At 71.2% G+C, this 25,478-nt stretch carries 20 protein-coding genes; 12 read left to right on the forward strand and 8 right to left on the reverse strand.

Features of this window, described 5'->3' with window-relative positions; translation table 11 throughout:
* The first annotated feature begins 203 nt into the window (after nucleotides 1–203).
* Entirely contained in the window at nucleotides 204–377 is a 174-nt protein-coding gene (locus A176_RS39185; RefSeq protein WP_002637603.1) for a hypothetical protein, read from the forward strand.
* Nucleotides 378–1,074: 697 nt separating this feature from the next.
* Here A176_RS39185 and popD read toward each other — a convergent pair.
* Both popD and popC read right to left on the reverse strand, forming a co-directional pair.
* Nucleotides 1,075–1,491: a PopC secretion inhibitor PopD gene (gene popD / locus A176_RS32960; protein WP_193409815.1), complete on the reverse strand. Its 417-nt coding sequence runs from the start codon at nucleotides 1,489–1,491 to the stop codon at nucleotides 1,075–1,077.
* 66 nt (nucleotides 1,492–1,557) lie between these two features.
* Nucleotides 1,558–2,988, reverse strand: a complete 1,431-nt coding sequence (gene popC, locus A176_RS32965; RefSeq protein WP_002637605.1) for a subtilisin-like protease PopC — start codon at nucleotides 2,986–2,988, stop codon at nucleotides 1,558–1,560.
* A 659-nt stretch (nucleotides 2,989–3,647) separates the two neighbouring features.
* Between popC and A176_RS32970 the strand changes: the two genes are divergently transcribed.
* Complete coding sequence (locus A176_RS32970) at nucleotides 3,648–4,454, forward strand: prolipoprotein diacylglyceryl transferase (RefSeq protein WP_002637606.1); 807 nt, start codon at nucleotides 3,648–3,650, stop codon at nucleotides 4,452–4,454.
* A 201-nt stretch (nucleotides 4,455–4,655) separates the two neighbouring features.
* Nucleotides 4,656–5,234 (forward strand): class I SAM-dependent methyltransferase, encoded by a 579-nt coding sequence (locus tag A176_RS32975; RefSeq protein ID WP_002637607.1) that lies wholly within the window; start codon nucleotides 4,656–4,658, stop codon nucleotides 5,232–5,234.
* Nucleotides 5,235–5,237: 3 nt separating this feature from the next.
* Here the strand turns inward: A176_RS32975 and A176_RS32980 are convergent, their stop codons facing one another.
* Both A176_RS32980 and A176_RS32985 read right to left on the reverse strand, forming a co-directional pair.
* Nucleotides 5,238–6,203: a sigma-70 family RNA polymerase sigma factor gene (locus A176_RS32980; protein ID WP_002637608.1), complete on the reverse strand. Its 966-nt coding sequence runs from the start codon at nucleotides 6,201–6,203 to the stop codon at nucleotides 5,238–5,240.
* 454 nt (nucleotides 6,204–6,657) lie between these two features.
* On the reverse strand, nucleotides 6,658–7,953 hold the full coding sequence (locus A176_RS32985) for a phytoene desaturase family protein (RefSeq protein ID WP_002637610.1): 1,296 nt from the start codon (nucleotides 7,951–7,953) through the stop codon (nucleotides 6,658–6,660).
* Nucleotides 7,954–8,248: 295 nt separating this feature from the next.
* Here A176_RS32985 and A176_RS32990 point away from each other — a divergent pair, with 295 nt between their 5' ends.
* Complete coding sequence (locus A176_RS32990; protein ID WP_002637611.1) at nucleotides 8,249–9,199, forward strand: alpha/beta fold hydrolase; 951 nt, start codon at nucleotides 8,249–8,251, stop codon at nucleotides 9,197–9,199.
* 22 nt (nucleotides 9,200–9,221) lie between these two features.
* Here A176_RS32990 and A176_RS32995 read toward each other — a convergent pair whose 3' ends face one another.
* Nucleotides 9,222–10,136: a DMT family transporter gene (locus tag A176_RS32995; RefSeq protein ID WP_002637612.1), complete on the reverse strand. Its 915-nt coding sequence runs from the start codon at nucleotides 10,134–10,136 to the stop codon at nucleotides 9,222–9,224.
* Nucleotides 10,137–10,193: 57 nt separating this feature from the next.
* Nucleotides 10,194–10,475: a rhodanese-like domain-containing protein gene (locus tag A176_RS33000; protein ID WP_002637613.1), complete on the reverse strand. Its 282-nt coding sequence runs from the start codon at nucleotides 10,473–10,475 to the stop codon at nucleotides 10,194–10,196.
* Nucleotides 10,476–10,560: 85 nt separating this feature from the next.
* Here A176_RS33000 and A176_RS33005 point away from each other — a divergent pair, with 85 nt between their 5' ends.
* Complete coding sequence (locus A176_RS33005) at nucleotides 10,561–11,076, forward strand: GreA/GreB family elongation factor (RefSeq protein ID WP_002637614.1); 516 nt, start codon at nucleotides 10,561–10,563, stop codon at nucleotides 11,074–11,076.
* Nucleotides 11,077–11,147: 71 nt separating this feature from the next.
* Complete coding sequence (locus tag A176_RS33010) at nucleotides 11,148–13,664, forward strand: sensor histidine kinase (protein WP_002637615.1); 2,517 nt, start codon at nucleotides 11,148–11,150, stop codon at nucleotides 13,662–13,664.
* 7 nt (nucleotides 13,665–13,671) lie between these two features.
* Here the strand turns inward: A176_RS33010 and A176_RS33015 are convergent, their stop codons facing one another.
* Nucleotides 13,672–15,369, reverse strand: a complete 1,698-nt coding sequence (locus A176_RS33015; protein WP_226994061.1) for a sensor histidine kinase — start codon at nucleotides 15,367–15,369, stop codon at nucleotides 13,672–13,674.
* Between the two features lie 260 nt (nucleotides 15,370–15,629).
* On the opposite strand from A176_RS33015, the gene A176_RS33020 reads away from it, so the two are divergent.
* The 3 genes from A176_RS33020 (at nucleotide 15,630) to A176_RS33030 (ending at nucleotide 21,191) form a co-directional block, all read left to right on the forward strand.
* Complete coding sequence (locus tag A176_RS33020; RefSeq protein ID WP_002637618.1) at nucleotides 15,630–18,494, forward strand: PAS domain S-box protein; 2,865 nt, start codon at nucleotides 15,630–15,632, stop codon at nucleotides 18,492–18,494.
* A gap of 129 nt (nucleotides 18,495–18,623) precedes the next feature.
* On the forward strand, nucleotides 18,624–20,060 hold the full coding sequence (locus tag A176_RS33025; protein WP_002637619.1) for a vWA domain-containing protein: 1,437 nt from the start codon (nucleotides 18,624–18,626) through the stop codon (nucleotides 20,058–20,060).
* A 21-nt stretch (nucleotides 20,061–20,081) separates the two neighbouring features.
* Nucleotides 20,082–21,191 carry a hypothetical protein gene (locus tag A176_RS33030; RefSeq protein WP_002637620.1) on the forward strand — a complete coding sequence of 370 codons (1,110 nt, stop codon included), beginning with the start codon at nucleotides 20,082–20,084 and terminating at the stop codon, nucleotides 21,189–21,191.
* A 10-nt stretch (nucleotides 21,192–21,201) separates the two neighbouring features.
* Here A176_RS33030 and A176_RS33035 read toward each other — a convergent pair whose 3' ends face one another.
* The gene (locus tag A176_RS33035; RefSeq protein WP_002637621.1) at nucleotides 21,202–21,462 is read right to left on the reverse strand and encodes a hypothetical protein; all 261 of its coding nucleotides are present in this window, start codon (nucleotides 21,460–21,462) and stop codon (nucleotides 21,202–21,204) included.
* Nucleotides 21,463–21,763: 301 nt separating this feature from the next.
* On the opposite strand from A176_RS33035, the gene A176_RS33040 reads away from it, so the two are divergent.
* The 3 genes from A176_RS33040 to A176_RS33050 all read left to right on the forward strand — a co-directional run bounded on the left by A176_RS33040 (nucleotide 21,764) and on the right by A176_RS33050 (nucleotide 25,471).
* Nucleotides 21,764–22,591: a sterol desaturase family protein gene (locus A176_RS33040; RefSeq protein ID WP_002637622.1), complete on the forward strand. Its 828-nt coding sequence runs from the start codon at nucleotides 21,764–21,766 to the stop codon at nucleotides 22,589–22,591.
* Nucleotides 22,592–22,730: 139 nt separating this feature from the next.
* Entirely contained in the window at nucleotides 22,731–23,126 is a 396-nt protein-coding gene (locus A176_RS33045; protein WP_002637623.1) for a BlaI/MecI/CopY family transcriptional regulator, read from the forward strand.
* The gene (locus A176_RS33050) at nucleotides 23,123–25,471 is read left to right on the forward strand and encodes a M56 family metallopeptidase (protein WP_002637624.1); all 2,349 of its coding nucleotides are present in this window, start codon (nucleotides 23,123–23,125) and stop codon (nucleotides 25,469–25,471) included. The genes A176_RS33045 and A176_RS33050 overlap by 4 nt, the downstream gene beginning before the upstream one ends.
* The last annotated feature ends 7 nt before the right edge of the window (nucleotides 25,472–25,478 follow it).

The raw sequence follows: 25,478 nt of genomic DNA on the forward strand, positions 1-25,478 counted from the left end.
TTGGCGCGGGGCCGAGAGGAAGAGGAGGACGACGAGGAGGGAGTGGAGAAGGAGGACTTCGGGCGGATCTTCATGGGGAGCCTCGGGAGCAGGAGGACTGCGATGCCCTGCCCTAGAGCAGCTCCCGTGCCTACCGCGTCGCGTCAGACCCCAGCGTCCAATCCCTGTTGTTTCAAGGAGTTACAAAGGCCCATGAGGTCCCCATGGGCCTGGGCGCCGGTGACGCGGCTCACCGGCTGGTGACGGGCGTCACCAGTCACCACCACTGCCGCGCCTGGCGGCGGATGGGCTCCACGCGGCGCCGGACGCTCCGGGGTCGAGGCGTCGCGCAACCACAGCGCCTGCCAGCGGTGCACCGCGTGGCACCGGTGACGTGAGGACCTGGACGAGGCGCCCCCGCCGTCGTGTTGGAGCGAGACACGCGGGGGGCGCGCTTGCGGCGGCGGCAACGGCACGAAATTCCAGGTTTCCAGGTCCTCATCGCGCCACCTCCCGGTGAAGGGGGCTGCACGCACCACGGCGCTCCGCTGCGAAAGGGGGCTTCGACGCCAGTTCCATGGATGGACTCCGGGGGCACACGTCCACATCCAAACGGCCCAGATGAACCGTGAAAGGCAACCTTCATGCCTTTCAACGGACAGACGCAGGCCCCCGGTTTTCCTGGCGACGCCGGGATGAGATTGGGACGAACGGACTGTGCGCGTGTGCAATGGACATCACACCGCGTGGCGCGGGTGACAGCGAGACACTGCGCAAGTCACTGACACGCACCGCGAGACACACGGCGGAACGCACAAACCCATACGCAGACGCCACGCGCCGTCCAACACCCGACGTCGTGATTCGACTCAGGGGTCACTGGCGGTTTCACGGGGTAATCCTGAGATTCAAAGCTATTCAGGAACAAGCCGAGAAGCCGTCGGTTTCCCTGGCGAAATCAGAGGTCCGAACGCATCTTCCAGGAAAGGCGTGAATTAGCGCCGCCTCCAGGTGGCGGGAACGCCACCCGGGCAGCCCTCTTCAAGCAGGGAGGGAGTCCCAGACCAGGGGTGCGCGGCGAGGAGCACCCACCGTTTAGATGAGGTCGAGGGGCATCATCGTGCCCGCCTCGAACTCCGGGGCACGGCGGAGCTGGTCCAGCACGCGCGGCGCGCAACGCAGGTGGAGCATGGGCATGGAGCCCGGCTCGCTCACCGAGCGCACCGCGCCTAGCAGATGGTGTGCCTCCAGCCAGCGCATGAGGCTCTGGTGGAAGCGCGCGCTTTCCGCGAGCCCGGCCTGGTGGATGTCCGTGCGGGAACGCATGGGCGGCCGTGGAGGCGTGCGTCCACGAGATACCGCCGCGGGTTCCTCGCGGGGCATCACCGTCACGTCAATCCAGTCAGGCTGGGTGTCCGAACCCGCGCCGCCCGGCAAGGGGCGTACCCGCGCGGACACACTGGGGACGCCGCCGGCCCGGACGTCCCCCCAATCGCCAGTCTTCCTGCTCATGGCCTCCTCCTCCTCCCCCGGGTCCGGCGCGCGCAATGGCGCCGACCCCGGCATCAACCACCACCGTCACCTGAATACGGCCAGGCCCTTGCCTGTCTTGTGCGTGCCCGACCGAGGGAGCTTCACCGCATTCTCCAGGATCAAATCCCTCACCTCGAGCGCCGTCAAGTCAGGGGCACGGCAACGATACAGCGCTGCAATACCCGCTACATAAGGCGCGGCCATGCTCGTGCCACTCATTCGCTCGTAGAACGCCTGGTTGTTACAACGGCGCTCCGTGCTGGAATAGACATTCACGCCATACCCCATGATGTCCGGCACGACGCGCCTACCCACGGTGCCACTCGCGGAGAATGTGGCCACATTACGCTCGAAGTCGACCGCGCCGACAGCCAGTGATTCTGGAAAGGCGGCTGGATAACCAACCGTGTCGGGGCCACTGTTGCCTGCCGCCACAACCGGGAGGACGTTGCTGTCGAGCAGGCGACGAATCATCGTCTGCAGCGCGCGCAGGTTGAGGTTGTAGTCCGCCTCCGAGATGCCGGGCGGCGGCATCAGCGGGAAGCCGAGCGACAGGTTCACCACCGCGGGCCGGGTGGAGTTCTCCGGGCGGCTGAACTGGTGGAGCAGCCACTCCATGCCCGCGGCCACGCGGCCCAGGCTGGTGCGGATGGTCTCCGATTCGATGACGGACGCGACGTAGAGGTCCACCTCCGGGGCGACGCCGTGGTGCACGCCCGCCGCGATGCCGCACACGTGCGTGCCGTGGCCATCCGGGTCGAAGCCGCGGATGTCCCGCGCCGGGTTGTGCGGCGAGTTGGGGAAGAGCGACACGTAGCGGAACTGGATGACGCGCGCGGCGTGCTCGGGGTGGTCGGCGTCCACGCCGGTGTCGAGGATGCCGAGCATGACGCCCGCGCCGCGGATGCCCTGGGCGTGGGCCAGGGGAACGCCGGACTCGTCGGGCCACTCGCGCTCCGCCAGCGAGGACATGCCCCGGTTGCGCGGCCCGGGTTGTCCCGCCGACACGGGGCCGGGGAAGGACAGCGGGACGACGTCGGGGATGAACTCGAAGTCGCGCTCCAGCTCGCCGCGCGCCTCCTTCTCCGTGTGCTCTTCATAGAAGTGGGCCATCGTGGCGCCGATGAGCGGCATGTACCGGTAGCTGCCCGGCTCCGCGCCCGTCTGCTCGGACACCGTCGCGCCCGGCATGGGCGGGGTGGTGGAGTCCGCGCCCCGCGTGCCGATGCCCTTCGCGGGCTTCGCGCCCTTGCCCTTGCGGCGACGCTCCTCCTGTCCACTGACGGCTGGACGCGGGCCGGGCAGCGTGGCGGACCGCAGCCCGAGCGAGAAGAGCGTGTCCGGTGCCTTGTTCGCCACCGCGAAGCGCAGCGCCGTCGTGCGCGACAGCACACGCTCGCCCTGCTCCGTGCCGCGAGGCCCCACCCGAGCCTGCGTCTCGATGGACTCCTTTGGAACCAACAGGTAGGACTTCATGAGTTGTGTGCTCCTTGAACCACCGTGCAACACCAGACGCATTCAGCGAGGGCGTCCAGCACCAGGTCAGCGCCCATCGCGTGCGGAGCCTCTCGCGTGCGACGGGGGCGATGGGGGCGCGCGCGCGGCCGCGCGCCTTCGACAGGGTTGGCCCGACGGCGCGACGCGCGCACCGCGTGCCTGTGACGGGCACCCACCGGGACCTCCGGGCCGGCGGGTGGAGGTGTTGAATCCCTGGCGGCCTCCCGAGGCTGGGGATGGCGCGGCCACGAACGCGCGCACCCCGGCTTCACGCGCCCATGCGCGACCGGCCTGTGGTGACGTCCTCTGCGCGGCGTCATGCCTGTCCCCCTTCCTCTGGATAGGCCCTGGGCTTCCCGTTCGATTGGACAGGAAGGGCCTGACAAAAAACCACGGATTTCCCGCAGTACACGCACGAATGGGGTAATTCGGTTCTAACTGGCCTTGCTCGAACGTCTGGAAGTGGGAGTGATTCCCTCCCCGGTACGAGCGGGGTGCCCAGAGGCACACAGGAGCGGTGTCCTCCATCCGACCTCGATGGGATGGGGCCGGGAAAGACTCCGTTCCGACAATTGTTCGCTCACATCCCTCCGCCCGGATTAAGGGTGGGGTGTTCGCTTCCCCTGGAGCCGCCTGACGTGATTCCTTACTGGCAAGCCCCCTCCCTGGAGTTGGGGCCTCTCAAAATCGAGCCCTTCGGCATCTTCGTCGCGGCGGGCATCCTGCTGGCCGCTCGCCTGCTTGGCCGTCAGGCCGAGAAAGAGGGACTGAACCCGGAACCGCTCGCCGACTTCGCGCCCTGGGGCGTGGGCGTCGGTGTCGTCGTGGGCCACTGGGTGCACCTGTTCTTCTACCACCCGGAGGAACTGTCCAAGAGCCCGTTCCAGATTCTGAAGGTCTGGGATGGCCTGTCCTCCTTCGGCGGACTGCTCGGCGGCATCCTCGCGGCCGTCGTGTTCTTCAAGGTGAAGAAGCTTCGCTTCTCTGACTACGCGGACGCCTTCGCCCTGGGCGTGGCGCCGGGCTGGGCGGTGGCGCGGCTGGGCTGCTTCGCGGTGCATGACCACCCGGGCGTGCCCACCGACTTCTTCCTCGCGGTGGCCTTCCCCGGCGGCCCCCGGCACGACCTGGGCATGTATGACGCCATGGCGCTCTTCGCCATCAGCGGCGCGCTGTACGCGCTGCGCAACGCGGGGATGCTGAAGGGACGGCTCTTGCCACTGCTGGCGGTGCTCTACGCCATCTGCCGCTTCGGCTTCGACTTCCTGCGGGCCACGGACATGGCCTACGTGGATGCCCGTTACTTCGGGCTGACGCCCGCGCAGTACGGCTGCATCGGGCTGGCGCTCTATGGCCTCTGGGGCCTGCTGCGCCGGCGCGAGGCGGGCTCGGCGTCCTCCCCGCCCTCGGCGCCCAAGAGCCCGGGGACGGTGGGCGCGCGGTAGGGGCGGCCTCCGCCCCACGCAACCTCGGGCGGCCGTGTCATCGGCCCGGAGCTCCGGCGCATGCGCTCGGGCCTCCGGGCCGTTTCGTTTCCTGCAACGAACACGGGGCTCGGACGGCCGTATCATCGGCCCCGGGCTCCGGCGCATCCTCCCGGGCCCCCAGGCCCTCTCGCGGCCTGGAACGCACATGGAGGCTGCTGCATGAAGGCGCTCGCCTATGACGCGGTCATGACGCCCCTGGGCTGGCTGGGCCTCACCGCCGCCCGGCGCAAGCTGGTGCACGGACTGTCCGGCGAGGTGCTGGAGGTGGGCACCGGCACGGGGCTCGCGTTGCCCGGCTACCCGGACACCGTCACCTCCGTCACCGCCATCGACGTGGACGACGAAGCGCTCGCGCGAGCCCGTCAGCGGCGCCCGGACGCCCGGCTGCTGTCCGCGAGCGTCGAGTCCCTGCCCTTCCCCACGGCATCCTTCGATGCCGTGGTGTCCAGCCTGGTGTTCTGCAGCGTGGAGTCCCCGGCCCGCGCGCTGGCGGAAATCTTCCGCGTGCTCCGGCCGGGAGGCGCGCTGCGCATGCTGGAGCACGTGCGCGCGCCGTCGCCCGCGCTGGCCGCCGTGCAGGACCTGCTCACGCCCGCGTGGATGCGCGTGACGGGCGGATGCCGGCTGGACCGGGAGACCTTCTCCCTGGTGGAGCACGCGGGCTTCCAGGTCGAGCGGCGCGTGCAGCGGCTCCAGGGTGTCAGTGAGCTCATCATCGCCCGGCGTCCGCGCGACTGACGCTCATGCGGGAACGGGCATGCGCAGGCCCGCGAGCTTGCGGTCCGTGAGGACGGAATGGACCTGGGTGATGCGCCCGTCCGCGCCCAGGTCCACGCGCATCACCACCCGGGTGCTCAGCATGAGGTCGCGCTTCGGCGGCGGGTAGACGATGACGATGGCCGGCAGGCCGTTGAGCATCCGCGGCTCCACAGCCACGGGTGCACCGCGCATCTCCATCAGCCTCCGGTACATCAGGAGTACGCGGGACAGGCCCACCACGGGGACGTGCGCGGCGCGCACCTGCCCACCGCCGTCCGTCAGCGAGGCCACGTCGCTGGCGAGCACGGCCTCCGCCGCGGCCACGTCGCCCGACAGCAGCGCAGCCAGGAAGCCCTCCAGCGCCTCGCGCGTACGCGCCTGGAGTTCCCGCGTCGGTACGCAGCGGGCGCTGTCATACGCCGCCATGGCCGCCCGCGCGCGGTGGTGCACCACCTTCACGTTGGGCTCGCTCATGTGGAGCGCCTCGGCCACTTCGCGCACCGAGTAGTCGAACACGTCGCGCAGCAGCAGCACCGCGCGCTGCTTGGGCGTCAGTGCCTCCAGCGCCAGCAGGAAGGCGAAGGAGACGCTCTCCAGGAGCGCGTAGCGTCCTTCCGTGGAGCCGCCGCCCGGCAGCCGCGCCTCCACGCCAGGAGGCGGCACTTCGTCGTCACCTGTGTCCAACGGGGAGGGCAGCCATGGCCCCACGTAGACCTCGCGCTTGCGGCGCCGAAGGAAGTCCCGGGCGAGGTTCACCGCCACCCGCGTCAGCCACGGACGCAGGTCCTCATGCCGCGCGGGAGGAGAAGCCAGGGCGCGCGCGTAGGTCTCCTGCACCAGGTCGTCCGCGTCCGCCGAGACGCCCGTCATGCGGTAGCAGAGCCCCCACAGGAAGCGCTCGTGCTCGCGCGCCGCCTCGGCCAGTCCTCCGTGCAGGGGGCCCGCCATGGGTCAGGTCCTCGGCGCCCGGCGCGGCGCTGATGGCGGGTGCGTGAGGAGCACATGCGCAGCGGACGTGTTCAGTCCTCCGTTCACGAACTTCACCATCGAGCGGCCCTCCACCGTGCGATGCGGCGATGAGGCGTGGTGCGCGAGGCCGTGCACCGTCGCATCACCCGACTTCTGCTCAAGAATGTCACCATCGAGCGGCCCTCCACCGTGCGATGCGGCGATGAGGCGTGGTGCGCGAGGCCTTGCACCGCCGCATCGCTCGGCCTTTGCTCCCAAGCATCACCATAAGACAGGCCCTTGTGCGTGGCGCAGTGGTGCTGGCGGGTGCAAGGAGGGCGCGCACGGATTCCGTCGACCCTCGTTCACGAACCGAACCATGGCCTGGGCGACGCTCGCGAGGTCCGTGCACCACCGAGCCCCTCCGTCCTCGATGCGTGAGCCTCACCATGAATCAGCCCCCCGCCGCTCGGCGCGGCGCCGCTTGTTGTCCCACGAGCAGCGCGTGCGCCGCTGCCTCGGCGCTCGCGAAGACGCCATCCGCGAGGATTCCCTCGGGCCCCACCCAGTCCCCCACCCGGTACAGCCCGCGAACATGCGGCACGGCCACCGAGGGGCGCCCGGAGAGTCCCCCCGTCTCCGCCGTCGGCAACCAGTTCGTCACTCGCAACGAAGGCCGGTAACGGCGCGCCACCACGTACTCCCGCCAGCCGGGTTGCAGCGCGTCCATCACGTCCTCCAATCGAGCCTCGCTCGCCTCCGGGCCACGTCCCCCCAGGTATTGCATCACATGCACCATCGCGCCGCCCTCCGGCGCCAGCTTCGCCACCGCGGAGTGCACCGAGGCATACCAGGGCCCATCACTGCCGAGCGCGAACAGCGCGTCCGGCCGAGGCAACCGGGACAATCCCAAATCCAGCGTCGCCGCCATCACCGGCACCGCCCGCGCCGCGTCTCGGGCCAGCGCCGCGTCACCGGGCACCAGCTCCGCGACGTCACCGGGGCCCCCCGTCGCCACCACCGCGTCCACCGCGTGCTCCGTCCCATCCCCGAGCCGCACACCGCGAATCGCGCCCCCGTCCTCCGTCAACACGACGGCGCTCACCTTCGCGGAAAGCTCCAGCCGCGCCCCCGCCTCCCGCGCGCGGGACTCCAACATGGAGACGAGCGTGCTCCAGCCACCATTCAGGTAGAGCACCTTCGGCATCGCCTGGAGCTTGGCGACAGCCACCTCGGCGCTCAGCCGGTCCATGTCCGCGCAGTAGGTGGACACCCGCGTGAACGCCATCAGGAAGTCACGCGCATCCTCGCGCGAGAGTCGCTGCTCCAACCACGCGCGCATCGACGTATGCGCCAACGTCGACGCGTCCACGCCGCCCAGGCTCGCGAGCAGCTTCGCGAGCTCCAGCTTCCCCGAAAGCCCCAGCGCATCCGTGGTCATGATGGAGACCAGTCCGCGCGGCATCGTCTGCAGCCGCCCACCGCGCAGCAGGTATGAACCCGCGCCGGGCGAGCCGCCCTCGGGCTTCACCTCCAGCCGCTCCAGCACGCGCATCGCCGCGCCGCCCTGGTACAGCGCGTGCGCGCCGAGGTTGAAACGGAAGCCCTCCACGTCCGAGGTCTGTCCACGACCGCCAAGCTGCTTCGAGCGTTCGTACAACGTCACCGCGCAACCGCCGCGCGCCAGCAGCGCCGCCGTCGCGAGGCCGCCCAGGCCCCCGCCCATCACCGCCACTCGAGGTGTCCGCATCCGCTGCCCTCCGCCGAAGAGGCCCGGGAAAATCCGGGCGTCTGGCGGCACCACGAATGAGCGCGGCGAAAGGTTACGCGCGCCGATTCAACATGACCGTGACAGCCTCACCACCGTCGCGAGAACCTTCCGTTCACGGTGCGTTTTTCGAGCGGGTTCATGCGGACACCCCCTCTGAAAAACGCACGCGCGACAACCCCGAGAGTCACTTCGGACGAGGCAATGTCAGAGGTAGTCGTAGACTTTCGAATGCACCGGCGGACTTTCCCGCCGGAGCGCCCCGAGGCATTCCCGCATGAGAAAGCTCCTCGCTGCCCTGCTCGCCCTTCCCGTCCTGTCCGCCTGTGGCCCCGCGCCGGAGTCCGACTCGAATGACCTGCCGCAGACAGCGGTGCCCGAAGGCGCCGAGCTGACCTCCACCGAGCAGGAGCTGTTCCTCATCCCGCGCGAGCGCTCCGTGCGGCTGCGCACCGGCGTGACGCTGCGCTACGTGGAGCAGGGACTTCCGCTCGGCACCCCGGTGGTGTTCCTCCATGGCTACACGGACTCGAACCACACGTGGGACTTGAACCTGCGCACCTTCCCGCGAAGCCACCACATCTACGTGTTGGACCAGCGCGGCCACGGTGACTCGACGCGCCCCGCGTGCTGCTACACGCAGCAGGCCTTCGCCGCGGACGTGGCGGCCTTCCTCGACGCGGTGGGCGAGCGGAGCGCCATCCTCGTGGGCCATTCCATGGGCAGCTTCATCGCGCAGCAGGTGGCGCTCGACTTCCCCCGGCGCGTGGAGGGGCTGGTGCTCGTGGGCTCGGCGCCCACCGTCGCTGGCAACCCGGTGGCGCTGGAGGTGAAGTCCATCGTGGACACGTTCGAGGGCACCGTGGACCCGGAGTTCATCCGCGCGTTCCAGGAGAGCACCTTCGTGCGCCCCGTTCCCGCGTCGTACATCAACACGCTCGTCTCCGAGAGCGGCAAGGTCCCCGCGCGCGTGTGGCAGGACGCGATGGACGGCCTGCTCGCGGAGGACCACTCGGCGCGGCTGCACCACATCCGCGTGCCGGTGCTCGTCGTCGGCGGTGACCAGGACGGCTTCTTCCCCGTCGCCGAGCAGCGGGCGCTGGTGGACGCGCTCCCGAACGCGGACTTCGTCCTGTACTCGAACACCGGCCACGCGCCGCACGCGGAGCAGCCGCAGCGCTTCAACCAGGACGTGCAGCGCTTCCTGCGCTCGGTGACGCGCTGGTAGTGGCCCCCGGCCGCGCCCGGAACTAACCGGGCACCGGCCCCGGGGCACCGCCCCCCGCGGGCGGCTCCGGAGAGGCGCGGGGCATGTCGGCCCGCGCCAGCAGCACCGCGGCCCCGAGGATGAGCATCCCGCCCAGCACCTGGCGCGGGGTGAGCCGCTCACTCAGGAAGATGGCGCTCAGCACCACCGCCGTCAGCGGCTCCAGGTTGGACACCAGCGACGTGTTCACCGGGCCGATGCGCTGGATGCCCACGAAGAAGAGCAGCACCGCGGCCACCGTGGACACCAGCGCCAGTCCCACCACCGCGGCCCAGCCGGTAACGGAGGCGGGAAAGGCGGGGCCTCGCACCAGCATCGCCACGCCGAAGGCGCAGCCCGCCGAGCAAAGGATGACGGTGCTGGAGGCCAGCGGCCCCGCGCTGCCGGACACCCGGGCGCTGGCGACGACATAGACGGTGTAGAAGAGCGCGGCCAAGAGGCCCAGCAGCACGCCCGGCAGCGTGGCGCCGCCCTGGGACAGGTCGGCCGTCAGCACCGTGCCGCCCACCGACAGGACCACCGCCAGCCACTTCACCCGGCCCAGGTGCTCGCGGAAGACGATGCGCTGCACCAGCGCCACCAGCGCGGGAAAGGAGTACAGCAGCAGCGACACCAGCCCCGCGGGCGCGTGGTGCAAGGCGGAGAAGTAGGCCGCGGACTGGCTGAAGTATCCAGCGGCCCCCAGCAGCACCAGGCCCAGCAGCACGCCGCCGCGAGGCCACCGCTGGCGGCGCCACGCCATGACGCCGGCGAGCACCCCGCCCGCGAGGGCGAAGCGCAGGAAGAGCAAGGTGGCCACGTCCGTGCCCGCCGCATACGCGAGGCGGGCAAAGAGGCCGAGCGCGCCGAAGCAAACGCCGGACAGCACCACGATGAGGAAGCCAGCCGTGCGGCTCATGCGCCGAAGGGCGAAACCTGCTCCAAGCGGGCGCCGGTGTCACCTGCCCCCGGTGGGCTACCAGTTCCTCACTGATTTGAGGTCAAAGACATCCGGGTAGCCGCTGGTGCGCAGGAGCTGCGCGGCCTGGGCGCTGCGGCCTCCGGCGGCGCAGTACACCACCACGCGTGTGCCGGGCGGGCCCACCTCGCCCAGCCGCCGGGGCAGCTCCTGCACGGGGATGTTCCGGGCGGGCTCGGGGTGCCCTTCCTGGAATTCCTGGGGGGTGCGGACATCCAACAGCACCGCGCCTTCCGCGACGAGCTGCCGGGCCTTCTCCGAAAGTTCCTGAGGCGTCATGCCTCCACTCTATGGCCGGGCGGGGCGCGGGGCGCGGACCGAAAATTGGAGGTGTCCGCCACGGGCGCTACAGTCCTGTACAATCATGCGACTCGACAAGCATGCACTCCTGGGCCAGCTCTCCGAGCGCCTCCAGCAGAGCGACCGGCTGGCCCACCGGGCCGAGGCCGACGCCCGCGAGGCGGCCCGCAGCCTGGCCACGGAGTCCGAGAAGAAGGAAGACGGCCGCGCCGCCCTGGAGTTCGGGAGCCTCGCCACGGGCCAGGCCCACCGCGCCCGGCGCGTTCAGGAGGAAATCCAGGCGCTGACGAAGTTCGGCGAGGGCGCGCTGCCCCGGTTCACCCGGCAGGGGCCGGTGGCCCTGGGCGCCATCGTGGACGTCAGCACCGAGGACGAGGACGGCTTCTCCGAGCGCACCTTCTTCGTGCTGCCCGCGGGCGCCGGTACCGAGCTGACGGGCCCCGGCGGCGACGGCTTCCTGTCCGTCATCACCCCGGCCTCGCCGGTGGGACGGGCCCTCATGGGACGTAAGGCAGGCGACACCGTGGAGGTGATGCTGGCCGGTGAGGTTCGTGAGTGGACGGTGCTCGAGGTCGCGTGATGTCGAGCCATTGACGAAAGCCCGGGGGGCAGTAGTACCGAAGCCGCCCGCCGCGCGTGAATCCGGGAAAGATGTCTTCTTCGCCTTCACCGCAAATCCAGGCGTCGTCCCCGCCCTCCCATCTCCCGCTCACCTGGCCCGCCGCCGTCGTCGGGCTGATGTTCGGGGTGCTGATGACGTATGTCCCGTACGAGTTCCGGGTGGCCTCGTTCCGGCCGCTCTACCCGTACGTGCGCCTGCTGGGCGTCACCTACCTGGCGGGCAGCATCCTCCTCATGGGCGCGCTGTTGTACCCGCGTGCGCCGCGCTGGCTGGACGCCCTGGGGCGCCTGCTGCTCGGCGCGGCCATGGCGCTCTACTGGTGGGTGCTCAACGTGCTGCCCGGCAGCTTCACGGGCATCATCCTCTACCCGGTGCTCTTCGGCGGCGTGGTGCTGGAGGCGTGGCCCGCCATGCGCCAACGGCCCGTGCTGCGCACCTTCTCCGCGCTCACCGGCGCCGCGTTCGGCGTGGCCATGCTGGTGGTGCCCGAGCGCTTCCCGCTGTCCGTCTACGCGCACCTGGCGCCCCTGCGGCCCGGGGTGGGCCTGCTGTTCGCCTTGTGCGGCGTGGGCCTGCTCTTGCCCACGCACTGGCTCCACCGGCGGCTGCCCGCGCTGCTGCTGGGCGGACTCGCGGTGCCCTTCGCGCTGCTGGCGTACGCCCTGGGCCGGGGCTCGTCGTGGCTGGGCGCGTCCGTGTACACGGTCCTCACGCTGGCGTGCCTCGCCCAGGCGCTGAACTGGCGCCCGCGCGCGCCGCGCACAGTGGGCTGGAAGCTCCTGCGCGGGCTCGCCTTCGCGGGGTTGGTGCCGCTGCTCGCGCTGGGGGGCCTGGCCGCCTATCTGGCGCAGAAGGCCATCGAGCAGCAGGTGCGCGACGACACGCAGCGCGCCGCCGCGGGCGAAGCCGACTTCCTGCGCCGCTACCTGGACGACGCGGGCGAGGCGCTGGCGCTGATGCTGGAGTCCCCAGGCTTCCGCGCCGCCTTCGTCTCCGCCGAGCGTGACAAGCTGGAGCCCTACCTCGTCACCCTGGCCGCGCAGGCGCGCGCGTTCGACGCGGCGCTGGCGGTGGACACCCAGGGCACGGTGCTGGCCGCGTCGCCGGGCACGGAGGGCTGGGACCTGGAGCCGCGCGACTTCCTGCCCGCGTCCTTCACCCACGGCGCCGAGGTGTCACCGCCCTTCATCCGCCCGCCGGGTCAGCCGCTGGTCGCGGTGACGCAGCCCTTCCGCGAGGACGGCGTGGTGCGCGGCATGCTGGTGGGCCTGCTGTCGCTGGAGCGGTTGAGCCAGGACACCACGCCGGCCTCGCGCCGCTTCCGCGTGCAGGTGCTGGACCGGCGCGGGCTCAAGGTGCTGCGAGACACCGCGCCGGGCGCGCCGCTCTTGGGCGAGGCCCACCTGCCGGAGGCGCTGAACCTGGAGCTCGTCCGCCCTGGCAACGGCGTGCTGGAGGCCTTCGACGCGGCCGACCGCCGCATGCTCGCCGCCGAGGCGCCGGTGGACGGCACCGAGTGGAGCGTGCTGGTGACGCAGGAGCTGGTGGTGGCCTACGCGGCGATTACGCGCATGAGCGCCGCGGTGGTGGGGCTGGTGGTGCTGGGCGTCCTCCTGGCGCTGGCGCTGTCACAGCTCGTCGCGCGCGACATCATCCGCCGCCTGGACCACCTGCGCACCGCCACCGCCGCGCTCACGGCGGGCGACTGGTCCCAGCGCGTGGACATGGAGGAGGACGACGAGCTGGGCGAGCTGGCCCGCGGCTTCAACGAGATGGCGGCCCGCACCGGCGCCACGCAGACGGAGCTGAAGGAGGCGGTGCGCGCGCGCGAGGAGTTCCTCAGCGTGGCCAGCCACGAGCTGCGCACGCCGCTCACCCCACTCAAGGGCTTCGCCGCGCTCACGCTCCAGCGGCTGGAGAAGAGCGGCGACTTCCCGGAGCGCGAGCGGCTGCTCAAGGCGCTGCGCTCCATGGCCCGCCAGACGGAGCGGCTGACGCGGCTGGTGGATGACCTGCTGGACACCGCCCGCATCCAGGGCGGCCGGCTGGAGCTGGAGCGCAAGCGGCTGGATTTGGTGCCCCTGCTGAGCGAGGTGGTGGAGCGCTTCGAGCTGCGCACCGAGTCCGGCATCACCTTCGAGTTCCAGGCCCCAGGCCACCCGGTGGAAGGCGACTGGGACGCGCTCCGCCTGGAGCAGGTGCTCACCAACCTGGTCAGCAACGCCGTGCGCTACTCCCCTCACGGCGGCGCGGTGCGCCTGTCGCTGGAAGAGGCCGAGGACCACGTCCTGCTGCGCGTGCGCGACGAGGGCATCGGCATTCCCCCGGAGAACGTGGCGGACCTGTTCCGACCCTTCGCCCGCGCGTCCAACGCCCAGGCGCGCCACTTCGGCGGGCTGGGCCTGGGCCTCTTCATCTGCCGCGAAATCGTGGAGCGGCACGGCGGGAGCATCTGGGTGGAGAGCCCCGGGCCCCAGCGCGGCAGCACCTTCCACGTCCGGCTGCCGCGCAACCTCGGGGCGGCCGTCCCAGCGACCGCCGCCTGAGCGCGGCTCAGACGGGCGAGGGCTCCGGGGCGCTGTGCCCCACCAGCCACTCCTCGGGGATGTCACCGCGCGGCAGCTCCAGCACGAAGAGGGAGCCCTGCCCGGGCTCGCTGGTGGCGCGCACCGTGCCTCCGAAGGCCTCCACGATTTGCCGGGTGATGTAGAGCCCCAGGCCCAGGCCGCCGTAGTGCCGGTCGCTCACCGCGCGCTCGAAGCGCTCGAAGATGCGCGGCAGGTCCTCCGCGGAGATGCCGATGCCGCCGTCGCGCACCGTGACGCGGGCGGTGAGCCCCTCGGACTCCACCACCACCCGCACGGGGTGGCCCGCGCCGTACTTCAGCGCGTTGGACAGCAGGTTCGTCACCACCTGCTCCAGCCGCAGCCGGTCCCACCGGCCCATGACGGGCACGGGCGCGTGCAGCTCCAATTCACACTGGAGCTGCGAGGCGGACGGCGCGAAGCGGAAGAGGATGTCCGCCGCCACGCTGGCCAGGTCCAGCTCCTCCACCTCCAGCCTCAGGCGGCCCGCGGTGATGCGCGACACGTCGAGCAGGTTGTCCACCAGCGTCGTCAGCTTGCGCACCTGGCGCTGCACGACATCCAGCGTCTCCGACACGCGCTCGGCGGACACCGGCTGCTGGTGCGCGGCGAGGCCGTCCACCTGCCGTTGCAGCAACTGCACCTTGAGGTGCAGCGGCGTCAGCGGCGTCTTCAGCTCATGGCTGGCGATGCCCAGGAACTCGTCGCGCAGACGCACCGCCTCGCGCGCTTCCTGGAGCAACTGAGCGTTGTCCACCGAGAGCGCGGTGCGACGGGCCACCTCCTCCGCCAGCCGCACCTCCTCCGCGCTGAAGTCCCTCGCCGCGTCACACCGGAACAGGGCCAGCGTGCCGATGACGCGCTCGCGCGCCACCAACGGCACGCCCAGGTAGGTGCACGGCCCCAGGCCCTTCAACAACCGCGCGTGCGTCGCGTCCCGCGCGGCGGCGTCGAGCTGCGCCTCCGTCACGTGCAGCCGCTCCAACTGGCCCAGGCCGAACAGCGGCAACACGCGCTCGGGCGGCAGCAGGTAGTCGCGCAGCACCTCCTCCAACATGGCGTGGCGCTGCGCGTCCGTGTGCAGCGCCGCCACCGGACGCGGCGGCTCGCCGGGCGCGCCCAGGTACAACACCGCGGCCTCGCCCAACGCGGGCACCAGCAACCGGAGCAGTTGGGGCGCCGCGGCCTCGTCGAAGGCGGCGCCGAGCAACGCCCCGGCCTCCGCCAGCAGCCGCGTGGAGTCCACCGCGTCCAACCCGGAGGGCACGGCCTCCTCGCGAGCACGGAGCAGCGCGCCCGCGGCCAGTCCCTCCGGCGTGCCCAGCGGCATCGCCGAAGCCCGCATCACCAACTGCGTGCCATCCGGCCGGCGCACGCGCCAGCGCGACTCCGCGACCCGCTCACCGGTGAGCGCCCGCGCCAGAGGCGGCACCTCCACCGACATGGATGCATCATCCGCACGCATCCATACACAGCCGGGCAGCCAGCCGTGCTCGGCGCGCTCGGGCCGGCTCATGCGGAAGTGAAGCCCGGCCTCTCTGTTGAATGCGAGCACACGCCCGGTGACATCCACCACCACGAGGGCATCGGACGACTGCTCGAGCAGCAACTGGAGCACCCCGTCCTTCACCAGGGTCTCCACTTCTTCGGAGTCCGGATGAGTCATCGAAAGCGGAGCGCTTCCAGAGGCCATGAGGGACGTCCCGCAAGTAGAGGCGGCATGGAGGCAAGTCCGCCACCGCGGAAGAAAGTAAGCCTCCGTGCATCCACACAACAGCAGGAGGGGCACCATCCCCATCCCGAGCCAACCAGGGTCATCGAAGCCCCCCTTGCTTGCCTGCCCGGAAATCCAGATTCTCTGGCCCTTTGTAGCGCAACCGGGTGACCTTGCGTCCACCCGTGCGGCCCACTTTCTCGAGCCCCATCATGCCGAAGCCGCAGACCACGCCTGACTGGGCCTCCAGCGAGCATCGCTACCGCCTGGTCATCGACAGTCTGAAGGAAGTCGTCTTCCAGACGGACCTGGCCGGGACGTGGACCTTCCTCAACCTGACGTGGACGGACATCACGGGCTTCAGCGTCGAGGAGAGCCTGGGCCGCCACTTCATGGACTTCGTCCATCCGGAGGACCGGGAGAAGAACCCGGAGCTGGAGACGCTGCGCAGGCTGTTCGCCGGCGAGGTGGAGTACATGCGCCACGAGGTGCGCTACCTCACGCGCGATGGCGGCTACCGCTGGGTCGAAGTTTTCGCCCGGCTGATGCACGACAGTGACGGCACCATCCTGGGCCTGGCGGGGACGCTCAACGACTTCACCGAGCGCAAGCACGCGGACGGCGCGCTGGCGCGGCGCGAGCGCTACCTCACGGCGCTGGTGGACATGCAGCAGCGGCTCTTGGCCACGCAGGACGGCGGAGACCTCTACGGCCCCGCGCTGGCGCCGCTGGGACAGGCGTCGGGTGCCAGCCGCGTCTATGTCTTCGAGCTGCACCGGGCGCAGGACGGCTCCGTGCTGTGCAGCCAGCGGGCGGAGTGGTGCGCGCCGGGCGTGCGGCCGGAAATCGACAACCCGGACCTGCAGAGCCTGCCCATGGAGCCGGCGCTGCGGCGGTGGATGGAGACGCTGTCGCGCGGCGACGTCATCGAAGGGTTGGTGACGGACTTCCCCGCGTCGGAGCGCGAGCTGCTGGAGCCGCAGGGCATCCTGTCGCTGCTGGCGCTTCCGCTGCGCGTGCGCGGCGTGCTCACGGGCTTCGTGGGCTTCGACAACTGCAACGAGGCGCGGCGGTGGGACCGGCTGGAGGTGGACCTGCTGTCGGCGGCGGCGGGCGCCATGTCCATGGCGTTGGAGCGGCGCGAGTCGGAGCGCGCGCTGCGTGAGCGCGAGCGGCGCTTCCGGCAGTTGGCGGAGAACGCATCGGACGTCCTCTACGTCTACCGGCGCGAGGCCCCGCGCGGCTTCGCGTACGTCAGCCGCGTGGCCCACGCCAAGCTGGGCTACGGGCCGGTGGCGCACTACGCGGACGCGGAGCTCTGGTACCGGCGCGTGCATGAGGAGGACCGCGCGCTGATGGAGCAGCTCCTGGAGGCGCCCGAGCCCTTCCAGGGCGCGCCGGTGGTGGTGCGCTTCCTCCACCCCGACGGCCGCACGCTGTGGCTGGAGCACGTGGTGGCGCCGGTGACGGACGCCTCCGGGCGGATGGTGGCGGTGGAGGGCCTGGCGCGCGACATCACCGAGCGGCGACAGGCGGAGGAGGCGCTGCGCCTGTCCGAGGCCAGCTTCCGCGCGCTGCTGGAGGGCGTGCCGGACGCGGCGGCCATCGAGCGACACGACCACATCGTCTACGCCAACGCGGCCATGGTGGCCACGCTGGGCTTCGAGCGCGCGGACCAACTGGTGGGCCGGCCCCTCACGGAGTTCGTGCGTGACATGCGCAGCCCGGAGGCGGTGAGGGCCGGCGCGCTCACCGGCGAGCGGCGGCTGGTGCGCCGTGACGGGCGCACGCGGGTGGCGGAGGTGGTGTCGCTGCCGCTGCGCTTCGACGGACAGCCCGCGGTGGTGTCCATTGCCCGCGACGTGACGGAGCAGCGCCAGCTCCAGGCCCGGCTGACGCTGGCGGACCGGCTGGCCTCGGTGGGCACGCTGGCGGCGGGCATCGCGCACGAAATCAACAACCCGCTGGCCTTCGTGCTGTCCAACCTGGGCTTCCTCACCGACGAGTTCCACCGCAGCCTGCCGCCCGGGGACGGCGCGGCGGCGCTCCAGGCGCGGCTCAAGGGCGAGCCCGACCTGGGTGAGTGGCAGGAGGTGCTGAACGAGGCGTGCGAGGGCGCCGAGCGCGTCCGCCAGATTGTCCGCCAGCTCAAGACGTTCTCCCGCCCGGACGAGGAGAGCGTGTCGCCGCTGGACGTGCACTCGGTGCTGGAGTCGGTGGCGATGATGGCGGCCAACGAAATCCGCCACCGCGCGCAGCTCCGGCGCGACTACGGCGACATCCCGCCGGTCATGGCGAACGAGGGCAAGCTCAGCCAGGTGTTCCTCAACCTGGTGGTGAACGCGGCGCAGGCCATCCCCGAGGGCGCGGCGCACCGGCACGAAATCCGGCTGGCCACGCGGCTGGACAGCGTGGGCCGCGTGGTGGTGGAGGTGGGCGACACGGGCGTGGGCATTCCGCGCGAGGTCATCGACCGCATCTTCGACCCCTTCTTCACCACCAAGCCCGTGGGCGTGGGCACCGGCCTGGGCCTGTCCATCTGCCACAGCATCATCAACGGGCTGGGGGGCGACATCACCGTGGACAGCGAGCCGGGGCGCGGCACGGTTTTCCGCGTGATGCTCCCCACGCCGCAGACGCTGGCGCGCGCGCACACCGCCGAGGCGCCCGTCCCGCAGGCGCCTCGCGTGCCGCGCGGACGGGTGCTGGTGGTGGACGACGAGCCCGCGGTGGGACGGGTGCTGCAACGCATCCTGCGGGGGCACCAGGTGGACGTGGCGTGCAGCGGCCGGCAGGCGCTGGAGCTGCTGGACCAGGGGCTGGAGCCGGACGCGGTGCTGTGCGACGTGATGATGCCGGACCTGACGGGGCGCGACGTGTACGAAGCCGTGCGCCGCGAGTACACGGGCTTGGAGCGCCGCTTCGTCTTCGTCTCCGGCGGCGCGTTCACCACGGGCGCGCGGGACTTCCTCGCCAGCATCCCCAACCTCCTGTTGGAGAAGCCCTTCGACGAGGCCCGCGTGCGCAGCGTGGTGGAGGACATCGTGCGACAGCGGCAACCCCAACCGCAGGCCTGAGCGATGGGGTCGTGGGGACATCGGACAACGGGCGGACCCTCCTCCCGGTGACCGATGCGCGAAAGACAGGCCCCGGGCGAGTGTGCCGTTCCAACACCCCTGACACCCGCTCCAACCCCGAGGCCCTGAATGAACCGCTCGCTGCTGCTGGTCGCCGCCACCGGAGCGCTCGCCGTCGGCGCACTTCTGCTGGGCAAGCCCCCACCGCCTCCCGCGCCGCCAGCGCCCGTCGTCACCGACACCAGCCACACGGTGCGCAGGCCGGAGGACCCTCCCGCCGTCCACACCCTGCCGCGGGTGTCCGCCGAGCCCGCGGGCGGCGCCGTGACGATGTACGGCAAGCTCTCCGGAGGCTACGTGCAGACGGGGCCGAGCGAGGCCTTCGCGTGGCTGGAGCTGCAGGCGCGCCCGCCCGACGCCCAGCAGCGCGTGCCCGTCAGCCTGGCGCTGGTGCTGGACCGCTCCGGCTCCATGGCGGGCAGGAAGCTGGAGGATGCCCGGCACGCCGCCCGGGAGCTGGTGATGCGACTGACGCCGGAGGACCGGCTCGCCTTCATCGACTACGGCACCGACGTGCGCGTGCACCACAGCCGGAAGATGACGCCCGAGGCGCGTGAGGAGCTGCTCTCCCTCATCGCCTCGCTGAGCGGCGACGGCAGCACCAACATCAGCGGCGCGCTCGAAGCGGCGACCGAGGCCCTGCGGCCCCACATGCACGAGTACCGCGTCAGCCGCGCCATCATGCTGAGCGACGGGCAGCCCACCACCGGCCTCACGAATGACTCGGACCTGTTCCAGCAGGCGCACCGGCTGCGCCGCGACGGCGTCACCATCAGCGCGCTGGGCGTGGGCCGGGACTACCAGGAGCTGCTGATGCGCGGCATCGCGGAGCAGGGCGGCGGCTTCTCCGGCTTCATCGACGACTCGTCGCGGCTCGCGGAGGTCTTCGCCCGGGAGCTGGACCAGGCGACCAGCACCGTGGCCCGGCAGTTGGAGCTGCGGCTGGACGTGCCCCCGGAGGTGCAGCACGTGGACGTCATGGGCATGGCGTCCTACCGCGAGGGCAACGTCCTGAAGGTGCCGCTGTACGACCTGGCCGGCTCTCAGACTGTGCGCGTGGTGACGAAGCTGACGCTGAAGACGGAGCAGACCGCCGGCACGCTGGCGCTGGTGAACGCCCGGCTGCACTACGTGGACGTGGTCCGCGACATGCCCATTGAGACGGGGCTCCAGCTCAGCGCGCAGGTGACGAACGACATGGAGCGCGTGCGCGCCCACCTGGACAAGGAGGTGCGTGTCCATGCCACGCGCGCGTTGGGCACCCAGCAGATGGTGGCCGCCGCGGAGGAGATGAAGCTCGGCAACAAGGCGAAGGCCCGTAGCCTGCTGGACAACGCCCGGACGATTTTCGGAACCTCCGCGGATGCGCTCTCCGGGGAGCTTGCGGACGTGCACTCCTCCCAGGCAGCCTTGCAGGGTGCCGCCAACGCGGAGCAGGAGCAGGCCGAGTCCCGCAACCTGCTCAAGAAATCCATCCGGAACTTTGGCCAGAACAACACGTACTAGCCGCGCAGGACGGTGAACCCCATGGCCCTCTCCCTGCAGTTCTTCCACCGCGAAGAGTTCGAGTCCCGCACGCTTCGCGCGCTGGGAGGCGCCGCCTGCATGGGCCTGGTCGCGGGCGCCGCCGAGCGGCTGCACGTGAACCTGGGGCCGGGGTACCTCGCCGTCGCCGCCGCCGCGCTGGCCTGCGCGAAGCCCACGGGCGTCCACCCCATGGCGCTCCGGCTGGCGCTGGCGGTGGTGCCCGCCCTGCCCTACTTCTTCGAGGCGCCCGACCCGGTGCCGCAGAGCATCGGCGGCGCGCTGGCCGCGGCGCTGGTGGGCTGGGTGGGCCTGGGGCGTGAGCATCCAGGCAAGCCCGCCACCGTGGCCGCGAGCGCCGCCGCCGCGGGCGTGCTCGTGCCCCTGGGGCTGTACGTCCAGCAGGTGCTGGAGGCGCGCTTCCTGGGCAGCACCGGCATGCTGTCCGCGCTGGTGAGCTTCCTCGTCGTGGGCCTCTTCTGGGGCATTGGCACGCTGCCGGCCAACGTCACCGTGGAGCTGGACGCGGTGGAGGCGCGGGGTGGGCGGCTGGAGGGCGGCCTCCAGGGCGAGGCCCGGGATTTGTCCGCGCGGGCGCTGTCGCTCTACCGACAGTGCAAGGCGTCGGTGCTGAAGCTGCCCGCGAGCCCCGAGCGCTCGGAGCTGCTCGGCGTGGTGGAGAAGCTGGCCGGCGAATGCTTCTCGCTGGCGGAGGCCCACCACGGGCTGGCGGCGCAGCTCGGCTCCGTGGTGGCCAACGACGTGGACGCACAGGTGCGCGAGCTGCGCCAGCGCGCCGCCGCCACCCAGGACGCGGTGGCCCGGCGGCAGTTGGAGCTGGCCGCGTCCTCATTGGGCGAGGAGCTCAACCACCTGGACGTGCTGGCCCGCCGCAGCGAGCGGCTGCTGGCCCAGCTCCACGCGCAGGTGGCGCTGATGGAGCGTGCCCGCGTGTCCTTCATTGGCGTGCAGGGCAGCGAGCTGGGAGCCAAGGGCGCTCAGGCCGCGGACCTGGCGCGCAAGCTGAAGCAGTTGGGCGAGGCGCCCTCGAGCGCGCCCGCCGAGGAAGCCGCGCCGTTGGTGCCGCCGCAGTCCACGCGCCTCACGCCCTGAGACGCGGGGCCTACTTGCCGCGCGAGGCCGTCCGGCTCGCGCGCTTGCGGCGCGCGGGCGGCGGCTTGGGACTCACCGGCGGCGCGTGGAGTTGATCCGCGATGCGCTGCTCGATGGCCTCTCGCGTGCCACGGGCCACGACGAGCGCCGCCTCGATTTCCTCGCGCACGCGCGCGGCCTGCTCCTCCGCCGTCACGCGGTACTCCGACGCCGTGCGCCGCAGCGCGATGCTGCCCCGCTCCGGCGGCGTCTTTCGTTCACCAGTGCTCACAGCCCTGGAAACGCTCCTCCGCCTGCGCCCTTGCGTCCTGGGTGTCTGCTGTCCTTCGTGCTCCGCCATCCGCGCCTCCCGGCAAGTCATCCTCGCTTCCAGGAAAGTGGGCTGCTATCCGACGCGAAGGAAGCCCGTGCCTGGGCCGGCCTCTCCCCAGGCAGGCGACATGCCGTCTGTTCACTCAGCAGGGTTGCTTCTTGGGTGAACCAGAAAAACGCTACAGGGCGCCCATCTGGATGCAGCATTTTCGAACGCGCTGGGTACTGACAGCACCGCAGCGATTCTTTGCGAGGATACCGTGGCCGTCAGCGCACCCTTTTCGTTCCTGAAGAATCGGAAGCACAACCTGGACCGGATGACGCTGGGCGACCTGGTCTACTCGTTCTTCACCTACTACGCCGTGGTGGCCTACATCACCGTGGGCGTCATCAGCCTGGCCCTGGCGGTGAAGTGGTTCGAGAACCCGCTGCGCATGCTGCTGGCCATGCTGGCCGCCAGCGTCGTGTTCCCGTTCGGCTGGTACCTGGTCCACAAGCACATCCTGCACAGCCGCTTCCTCTACAAGTCGCCCCTCACCGCGTCGACGTGGAAGCGCATCCACTTCGACCACCACCAGGACCCGCACGACCTGCGCGTGCTCTTCGGCGCGCTGGCCAACGTGCTCCCCACCGTGGCCGGCGTCATCGCGCCCATCGGCTACCTCATCGGGGGCAAGGCGGGCGCCGCCGCCGCGCTGGGCTGGGCCATGGTGATTACGTGCTTCTACGAGTTCTGCCACTGCATCCAGCACCTGAACTACACGCCCAAGTCCCGGTTCCTGAAGGACATCAAGCGGCTGCACCTGTCGCACCACTTCCACAACGAGCAGGGCAACTACGGCATCACCAACTACTTCTGGGACCGGCTCTTCGGGACGCTCTACGAGAAGTCCGGTGACAGGCCCAAGAGCCCCACCGTCTTCAACCTGGGCTACACGGCCGAGGAGGCGCAGCGCTACCCCTGGGTGGACCGCCTCTCCGGTGGCACCCGCGGTGACGGCCACCCGCGCCGCTTCTGGGACAACGCGGGCACGCCGGGCTCGACCCCGCAGGCCCCAGCCGAGCCCGTGACGCGCCAGGAAGGCTGAGCACCCGGCGGTCCCCTCGCCCCCTCCCTCACCCAGAGGCAGGGGGCTTTGACGGACCGTATCTACGAAGGGCTTCGTTGACATCTACGAACCGATTCGTAATATGGCTTCAGGCAATCGAGTCGCAGAGGGAAACGTCATGAGCGAGACGAAGCTGCCGCGACCCACGGATGGGGAGCTGGCCATCCTGCGGGTACTCTGGGAGCGCGGCGACAGCACGGTGCGTGAGGTGCATGAGGCGCTGACCCGGAACGACCCGGAGGGCACCGGGTACACGACGGTGCTGAAGCTGATGCAGATCATGACGGAGAAGGGCCTGGTGGAGCGCGACGAGTCCCAGCGCGCGCACGTGTACCGCGCCCACGCCACGGAGCAGCGGACGCAGCGGCAGTTGGTGACGGACCTGGTGGATCGCGCCTTCGGGGGTTCCCCGGCGCGGCTGGCGATGCAGGCGCTGTCGTCGAAGCGGACGCGCCCCGAGGAACTGGCGGAGCTGCGCCGCCTGCTCGATACCCTGGAAGGAGACGAGGAATGAGCCGGCTGCTGATGGAGTCCATGGGCTGGGCGCTGCTGCATTCGCTCTGGCAGGGAACGCTGGTGGCGCTGATGCTGGCGGTGGCGCTCATCGCCGCGGGCCGTCGCGCGGCGCATGCGCGGTATGCGCTGGCGTGCGGTGCGCTGGTGCTGGCGCTCGCGCTGCCGGTGGCCTCGGGGTGGAGGCACTTCCACGGCGCGCCCGCGCCAATGGACGCGGCGGCCACGGTGGAGACGCCGGCGCCTCGCACGGTCGTGACGGTGGGCCTGCCCATGGACGCCGCCGTCCTGCCCACGCCCGAGTCGTGGGCCCGGACGGTGATGGCGCACGAGGCCGCGACGGAGGAGTGGATTGACGCGGACATGGCCGAGGACGGCCCGGCCTTCGGCGTCGAGAGCACCTTGCTGGCGCGCATGGGGCCGCTGCTGGTCGTGGGCGGCTTGCTGCTGCAGCGCGCGCTGTCCGGCGTGGAGGCGCATCTTCAATGGCTGGTGCTGGCCTGGGTCGCGGGCGTGGGCCTGTCCTCGGGGCGGATGGCGGCGGAGTGGATGAAGCTGCGCCGGCTGACCGACCGGGCCGTGCCGGCGCCGGAGCCGTGGCAGGAGCGGATGGACGCGTTGGCCCGGAAGCTGGGGCTGCGCCGCGCGGTGCGGCTGCTCCAGACCTACGACGTGGACGTGCCGTCCGCGGTGGGCTGGCTGTCGCCGGTGGTGCTGCTGCCGGTGTCCACCCTGTCCGGCCTGCCCGCCCGGCAGTTGGAGATGGTGCTGGCGCACGAGCTGGCCCACATCCGCCGCCACGACTTCGCGGTGAACCTGGCGCAGGTGATGGTGGAGACGCTGCTCTTCTTCCACCCGGCGGTGCGGTGGATTTCCAGCGTCATCCGCGTCGAGCGCGAGAACTGCTGTGATGACGTCGCGGTGGCCGCCAGCGGCAACTCCGTCTCCTATGCCCGCGCGCTGACGGCGCTGGAGGCGCTGCGCATCCTGCCGGAGACGCCGAGCCCCGCGATGTCCGCGCTGGGCGGCTCGCTGCCGGAGCGCGTGCGCCGGCTCATCACCCTGCCCACGTCGCGCTGCGCGTCACGCTGGGCGGCGGGCGCGTCCGTGCTCACGCTCATCAGCAGCCTCGCGGTGGCCGCTCCGCTGACCTCGCTGGTGCTGGGACAGTTGGGTGTGGGGACGGATGCGGACCTGGAAGACCGCGCGGAGACCGCGGGCGCTCAGGCGACGGACGCGAGCCTCCCCGGCACGGCGACCCTGCACCGGGCGCCACGCGCGGTGCACGCCCCTGAGATGCACGGCGCGCCCGTGGGCGTCGCGGCCTTCGCCTCGCCAGTGGTCGCCGCCACGCCGGGCGCCCTGCCCGCGGGCATCGCGACGCCGGCCCTGGCTCCCGCGCCAGTCGCCGTGCCCGCCGCCATCGCGGCCCCCGCCGCGCCGCCGGCGCCTCCCGCTCCGCCCGCGCCCCTGGCGCCGCCCGAGCTGGACAGCCTGTCCTCCTTCTCCACGAGCATCGCGCTCACGGCGCTCACCGCGGCCGAGGTCGCCCTGGGCAACCTCGCCCAGTTGGACGCGGAGACGCCGCGAACGCCGCGTGAGCGCTCCCGCCGGAGCGTGGACACCCAGACGCAGGTCGGCGCGGGCCAGCAGCTCTCCGTGAATCAACTGGTCGAACTGAAGGTCGCGGGTGTCACGCCGGAGCACGTGCAGCAACTGACGGACCTGGGCTACGCGCCCACCGTCGCCAACCTGGTGGGCATGAGCCATGCGGGCGTCACGCCGGACTACGCGAAGTCGATGAACGCGCGCTTCGGCCGGAAGATGGAGGCGCGCGAGCTGACCCAACTGCGCCACATGGGCGTCACGCCCGCGTACATCGAGTCGCTCCAGTCCGCGGGCTTCTCCGTCGACGACCCGAAGGCCCTGGTCCACGCGCGCGCCGTGGGCGTGGACGAGGCCTATGTCCGCGAGCTCAAGGCCACCGGCTACACGAACCTGTCCCTGCACGAGCTCGCCCAGCTTCGCGCCGTGGGCGTGGACCCGGCCTTCATCGACGCCATGAGCAAGAACGGCTTGTCCAAGCTGAGCCCCAAGGAGCTGATGCAGCTTCGCGCCATGGGCATCTCGTCCGACTGGCTCGCGGAGATACGCAAGGCGGGCGTGGAGACGAAGGACGCGAAGACGCTGCAGCGGCTGCGCGCCACCGGCGTGGACGCCGGCTTCATCCGCGAGCTCGCGGACGCGGGCATGAAGGACCTCTCCGTCGACGAGCTGGTGCGGCTGCGCAACGGCGGCGTGGACGCGGAGTTCATCCGGAAGATGCGCGGCAACGGTTCGAAGTAGCCGCATT

This window comes from Myxococcus hansupus, assembly GCF_000280925.3.
Taxonomy (GTDB): domain Bacteria; phylum Myxococcota; class Myxococcia; order Myxococcales; family Myxococcaceae; genus Myxococcus; species Myxococcus hansupus.

What these genes read in the sequence shown, in the direction of transcription:
- A176_RS39185 (WP_002637603.1), top strand. Translation starts at nt 204, where the DNA reads ATGGGCCTGGGCGCCGGTGACGCGGCTCACCGGCTGGTGACGGGCGTC.
- popD (WP_193409815.1), bottom strand. Translation starts at nt 1,491, where the DNA reads ATGAGCAGGAAGACTGGCGATTGGGGGGACGTCCGGGCCGGCGGCGTC.
- popC (WP_002637605.1), bottom strand. Translation starts at nt 2,988, where the DNA reads ATGAAGTCCTACCTGTTGGTTCCAAAGGAGTCCATCGAGACGCAGGCT.
- A176_RS32975 (WP_002637607.1), top strand. Translation starts at nt 4,656, where the DNA reads ATGAAGGCGCTCGCCTATGACGCGGTCATGACGCCCCTGGGCTGGCTG.
- A176_RS32980 (WP_002637608.1), bottom strand. Translation starts at nt 6,203, where the DNA reads ATGGCGGGCCCCCTGCACGGAGGACTGGCCGAGGCGGCGCGCGAGCAC.
- A176_RS32985 (WP_002637610.1), bottom strand. Translation starts at nt 7,953, where the DNA reads ATGCGGACACCTCGAGTGGCGGTGATGGGCGGGGGCCTGGGCGGCCTC.
- A176_RS32990 (WP_002637611.1), top strand. Translation starts at nt 8,249, where the DNA reads ATGAGAAAGCTCCTCGCTGCCCTGCTCGCCCTTCCCGTCCTGTCCGCC.
- A176_RS32995 (WP_002637612.1), bottom strand. Translation starts at nt 10,136, where the DNA reads ATGAGCCGCACGGCTGGCTTCCTCATCGTGGTGCTGTCCGGCGTTTGC.
- A176_RS33000 (WP_002637613.1), bottom strand. Translation starts at nt 10,475, where the DNA reads ATGACGCCTCAGGAACTTTCGGAGAAGGCCCGGCAGCTCGTCGCGGAA.
- A176_RS33005 (WP_002637614.1), top strand. Translation starts at nt 10,561, where the DNA reads ATGCGACTCGACAAGCATGCACTCCTGGGCCAGCTCTCCGAGCGCCTC.
- A176_RS33010 (WP_002637615.1), top strand. Translation starts at nt 11,148, where the DNA reads ATGTCTTCTTCGCCTTCACCGCAAATCCAGGCGTCGTCCCCGCCCTCC.
- A176_RS33015 (WP_226994061.1), bottom strand. Translation starts at nt 15,369, where the DNA reads ATGACTCATCCGGACTCCGAAGAAGTGGAGACCCTGGTGAAGGACGGG.
- A176_RS33020 (WP_002637618.1), top strand. Translation starts at nt 15,630, where the DNA reads ATGCCGAAGCCGCAGACCACGCCTGACTGGGCCTCCAGCGAGCATCGC.
- A176_RS33025 (WP_002637619.1), top strand. Translation starts at nt 18,624, where the DNA reads ATGAACCGCTCGCTGCTGCTGGTCGCCGCCACCGGAGCGCTCGCCGTC.
- A176_RS33030 (WP_002637620.1), top strand. Translation starts at nt 20,082, where the DNA reads ATGGCCCTCTCCCTGCAGTTCTTCCACCGCGAAGAGTTCGAGTCCCGC.
- A176_RS33045 (WP_002637623.1), top strand. Translation starts at nt 22,731, where the DNA reads ATGAGCGAGACGAAGCTGCCGCGACCCACGGATGGGGAGCTGGCCATC.
- A176_RS33050 (WP_002637624.1), top strand. Translation starts at nt 23,123, where the DNA reads ATGAGCCGGCTGCTGATGGAGTCCATGGGCTGGGCGCTGCTGCATTCG.